This is a genomic window from Arthrobacter sp. 05L45_2, assembly GCF_056397525.1.
Window position 1 is genome coordinate 1 of the sequence record NZ_JBFTNO010000235.1, and the last position, 4,523, is coordinate 4,523.

A 4,523-nucleotide genomic window follows, 5' to 3' on the forward strand; every position below is an offset into this window, starting at 1 on the left:
GACGAACAGCAGGTCCTCTACCATGGCCTGGTAGGGGGTGCGGTTTTCATTGATCAGCGCGTACCGGCCGCGCCGGCGGACCACGTCGGGGCGCGAGCGGAACCTGGCGACGGCGGCCGGTGACGTGACCTCGGCGTGGGCGTGGTTGTCCTCGCTCGCCTGGCTGCCGTAGTAAATCTCGTCCTGGATCAATGCGTCTGTAATGTCGTGTCTCCGAGCTGTTTTGAGTGCCGTTAAAAGTGGATGAATCCCTACTTGCATGATATCGCGGGCCGCAAAACGGCCCGGGGGGAGGACCTCAGCCGGCCGCGGCATCCCGCCAGTGACGCAGGAAGGCCGCACCGGCGTCGTCGTGGATGACCCCGGCCCCAAGCCCGAGGTCGGCGGCTGTCAGGACCTCGTACGGCTTCACCGGGACGCCGTCGGCGGGCCGGACGTCCACATGCTTCACAGGGTGGTCGTTGTGGTGCAGCCAGTCCGCCATCGCGTAGTCGGTGCGGGAATCGCCCACCGTCCGCCAGGCGGCCGGGGTGATGCCCGCGGCGGCGAGCAGTTCCACCGCCCGGCTGGCGCCGAGGTCCTTGCCCAGCCGGACCGATTCGATGTCGGTGGAGATGATGGTGGGATCGACGCGGTAGTCGATCCGGTCATCGCTGTTTGGCGCATGGTGGTCCAGCCGGACCACCCCCAAACCGTGCCGGCCCATCAGCTCCATGGCCTCGGCGTCGAACAGTTCCTGTTCCGCGCGGTAGTCGTCATTGGCGACGGCGATGTGCTGCTCCACGGAAACCATGGCGCGTTTGGTCTCGTCAAAGAACATGTGGGTGGAGTAGTCCTCGGCCACCAGTCGCCGCACGTCGTTCCCGAACGCCTCCGGAATGGCGAGGTCCCGGTCCACGTGGACCGGGCCGGGGCCGGCAGCCGTGTAGCTGAACCAGACGGCGCCCTTTTCGCAGATGGCGTGGATAACGACGCCGGCCGGCATCCCGGCGGCGATCATCGGCTCCATGACCTGCTCGCGGATGAAGGCGTCCGACCGGCCGGTATTGAAGATGACCGGAATGCCGGCGGCCGCGAGGGCCACGAGGTCCGCGATGATGCCCGGCTGGACGGTGCGGGTCACCGGGCTCGCCACCGGTCCGTCCACGTCAAGCAGCAGGGCCAGCGGCGGGGCCGACGGCGGCAGGGCGGAAGTCGAGGGTGCTGTCATGCCCTCATTGTCTCAGCCGGGGCAGGACTTCACCCCAGGGCGGCCGCTTCGTGACGCCCGTGACAGATGATCACTGTTTGGCCACAACCTCGGGCGCCGTGGCCGCAGTGATTCCCCTGGCCCAGGATCTTCCCTAGGCTTGCATGGTGATCTTCAAAGCTGTGGGCGAGGGACGCCCGTACCCCGACCATGGTTTCAACACGCCCAAGGACTGGGCCGCCCTGCCGCCGCGCCCGGTCCGGCTGGACGAACTGGTGACCACCAAACGTACCCTTGACCTCGAGGCCTTGCTGGCCGAGGACTCCACCTTCTTCGGTGACCTGTTCCCGCACGTTGTGGAGTTCCGCGGCGTGCTGTACCYGGAGGACGGTCTGCACCGGGCTGTCCGCACGGCCCTGCACCAGCGCACCGCGATCCACGCCCGCGTTCTGGTCATCAGTGGCTAGGAAGCCGCAGGACCCCTCGGTCCTGCACGGGCACCACGTCATCACCGGTTCCGACCTCCGCGCCACGTTTGCGGAGCGCGACGAGCTGGAGAACCCGGTGCGGATGCGGCGGCGAATCCTGCACGGCGTGGTGCTGGTGCTCCTGCTCGGCCTGGTGGCTGGCGCCATTGTGGTGGCGTTGGCCATCATGAGCGGCCAGATCAAGATCCCTACGGCGGAGCGCAGCCAGGCTGCCGCGTCCCTGTGCCCCGATGCGACGTACAACTACACGCCGCCCGGGAAGATCAAACTGAACGTCTACAACTCCACGAGCCGGCCGGGACTGGCCCGCACGGTGGCGGACCAGTTCGCGGCCCGCAAGTTTGTGGTGGGTGCGGTGGGCAACACCGAGTCCGGCTACCGCGGCGTGGCGCTGGTGGTTTCCGGGGCGGCCGGCCAGTCCGCGGCGTTCAGCGTCCAGCGCAACCTCCCCGGCTCCGACTACGTCCAGGACGGCCGGAGCGACCCGAGCGTGGACGTGATCCTGACCGGGGACTTCAAGGACCTGGCCAAGCCCTCGCTCGTGGACCAGACGCCGGGCAAGCTCAGCTGCCCGCGCGAAACCCGCCGCGTGGTCGAGGACCCGTCCCTGCCCGTGGTGCCCTCGATTGTCCCGGCCAGCCCCAAACCCTGACCAGCCCAAGCCCTGATCGGCTGCCGGCCCGGGCTGGAATGCCGCTGAGCCACCGGCCCCGGCGTGCCGCTTAACCGCTGACGCGGAGCGGGCGGCCGTCGCCGTCGAACCTGGCACCGGCTCCCAACTGGACGAACCGCACGGTCCGGGCCAGCCGGGCCTCGGCGTCGGGTTCCGCTCCGGCACCGTCACCCCGGGCGGCGCTGGAGGACAGGGTCCCGTGGATGAGCTGCGCCAGTTGGGTGATGTCCGTCTGCGGCAGGTACCCCTGGGCCATACCCTCCCGCAGGATGTCCTGCAGCAGGAGGCTGAGCTCGCCCACGTGGTCCGCGAGCTTGGCGAAGGAGGCCGGCGACAGGACGGCGCCCATGGCCGGTCCCGGCGGCAGGTGGCGCCGGCTCAGGTCCTCCACCTGGGCCCGCACGTAGAGGGCCAGCCGTTCCACCGGATTCTCCAGCGATGCCAGCGAATCGCGCAGCTCGACCAGGAAACGCTCGGTCTCGTCGAGGGCGTAGGCAATCAGGAGCTCTTCGATGTCCGCGTAGTAGTTGTAGACAGCCGTGCGGCCGATCCGGGCGTGCCGGGCGACGTCGGTCATGGTCAGCCCCGGCAGCCCGTGGGTGAAGAGCAGTTCGCCGAACGCAGTCAGGATGCGGCGCTGGGTCTCGGCTCGTTGGGCGGCGTTGCTCGCGGCCGAAATCCTGGGCATACGGACACTTTAGCGCGATGTGTCAGTAAAAGGCGTGTGTCGACCGACACCACCCGGTGCATCGATGCAATTTTGCATCGATGCAAGGAATGTGCAATTATTCTTCCCATACCGGGACCCCTGACCTGCCCCAGCGCTCCCGCTCTTGCCTTCCACCGCTCAAAAAGGAATGACGACATGACCACTCCAGCAACCCCCGCGCCGGGGCGGCCCGGGGAAAAGCAGCACATTGTCTTGCTTTTCGTCGGCCTGATGCTCTCGATGCTCCTGGCGTCGCTGAACCAGACCGTGCTCAGCACGGCGCTGCCCACCATCGTCGGCGAGCTCCACGGCGTCAACGACATGCTCTGGGTCATCACCGCCTTCATCCTCGCCTCCACGGTGACCATGCCGATCTACGGCAAGCTGGGCGACCTTATGGGCCGCAAGTCCCTGCTGATGGCCGCAATCCTGCTGTTTATGGCCGGGTCCGTCGTCGGCGGCCTGGCCAATGACATGGGCATGCTCATTGTTGCCCGCGTCATTCAGGGGCTGGGCGGCGGCGGACTGATGATCCTGTCCCAGGCGGTGATCGCGGACGTCATTCCGGCCCGCGAACGCGGCAAGTACATGGGCATGATGGGCGGCGTCTTTGCCATCGCCTCGGTCGCCGGCCCGCTGCTGGGCGGCTGGTTCACCGAAGGCCCGGGCTGGCGCTGGGTGTTCTGGATCAACATTCCGCTGGGCCTCCTTGCCCTGGCCGGAGCCGTCTTCTTCCTCAAGCTGCCCAAGCACAGCGGCCGGCCGCGGTTGGACCTCGGGGGCATGGTCCTGCTCGCCATTGCCACCACCTGCCTGGTGCTGTTCGCGACCTGGGGCGGCAGCAAGTACGACTGGACCGACCCCATCATCCTGGGCCTGATCGCCGGCGCCGTTGTCAGCGCCGCCGCGTTCGTGCTGGTCGAGAGCCGGACCGCCGAGCCGATCATCCCGCTGCATCTGTTCAAGGACCTCAACTTCAACCTCGCCACAGTGTCCGGCCTGCTGATCGGTGTGGCCATGTTCGGTGCGATCGGCTACCTACCGACCTACCTGCAGATGGCTTTCGGCGTCAACGCCACGGAGTCCGGGCTGCTGATGATTCCGATGATGGGCGCCCTGCTGGTGGCCTCCGTGGTTTCCGGCCAGCTGGTCAGCCGCACCGGCCGTTACAAGTGGATGCCGATCACCGGCGGCGTGCTGGTTGCCGGCGCCCTGGTGCTGCTCTCCACCCTGACGCCGGAGGCGCCGCTCTGGGAAATCTGCGCCTACCTCGCCGTGATGGGCCTGGGGCTGGGCCTGAGCATGCAGATCATGGTGCTGATCGTGCAGAACTCTTTCCCGCTGCGCGAAGTGGGCACCGCTACCGCGTCGAACAACTTCTTCCGCCAGATCGGCGCCACCCTGGGCTCCGCCGTCGTCGGCAGCCTGTTTGCCAGCCGGCTGGCCGGGCTGCTGGTCGAACGG

Annotated in this window: 5 protein-coding genes and 1 pseudogene; 3 read left to right on the forward strand and 3 right to left on the reverse strand. The window is 67.7% G+C overall.

Going from position 1 to position 4,523, the window contains the following annotated elements:
* A pseudogene (locus AC1DHD_RS14525) lies at positions 1–192 on the reverse strand (sugar phosphotransferase); the annotation flags it as partial.
* Positions 193–298: 106 nt separating this feature from the next.
* Positions 299–1,210, reverse strand: coding sequence for a Cof-type HAD-IIB family hydrolase (locus AC1DHD_RS14530; protein WP_476880391.1), 912 nt, complete (start codon positions 1,208–1,210; stop codon positions 299–301).
* A gap of 146 nt (positions 1,211–1,356) precedes the next feature.
* Here AC1DHD_RS14530 and AC1DHD_RS14535 point away from each other — a divergent pair, with 146 nt between their 5' ends.
* Positions 1,357–1,656, forward strand: a complete 300-nt coding sequence (locus tag AC1DHD_RS14535) for a type II toxin-antitoxin system VapB family antitoxin (RefSeq protein ID WP_476880395.1) — start codon at positions 1,357–1,359, stop codon at positions 1,654–1,656.
* A complete protein-coding gene (locus tag AC1DHD_RS14540) occupies positions 1,649–2,329 on the forward strand; it encodes a LytR C-terminal domain-containing protein (protein WP_476880392.1) in 681 nt (226 codons plus the stop codon). Before AC1DHD_RS14535 ends, AC1DHD_RS14540 begins: the two co-directional genes overlap by 8 nt.
* A gap of 70 nt (positions 2,330–2,399) precedes the next feature.
* Here the strand turns inward: AC1DHD_RS14540 and AC1DHD_RS14545 are convergent, their stop codons facing one another.
* Entirely contained in the window at positions 2,400–3,038 is a 639-nt protein-coding gene (locus AC1DHD_RS14545) for a TetR/AcrR family transcriptional regulator (RefSeq protein ID WP_476880393.1), read from the reverse strand.
* A gap of 177 nt (positions 3,039–3,215) precedes the next feature.
* Between AC1DHD_RS14545 and AC1DHD_RS14550 the strand changes: the two genes are divergently transcribed.
* The coding region (locus AC1DHD_RS14550) for an MDR family MFS transporter (RefSeq protein WP_476880394.1) at positions 3,216–4,523 on the forward strand (1,308 nt) is incomplete at its 3' end.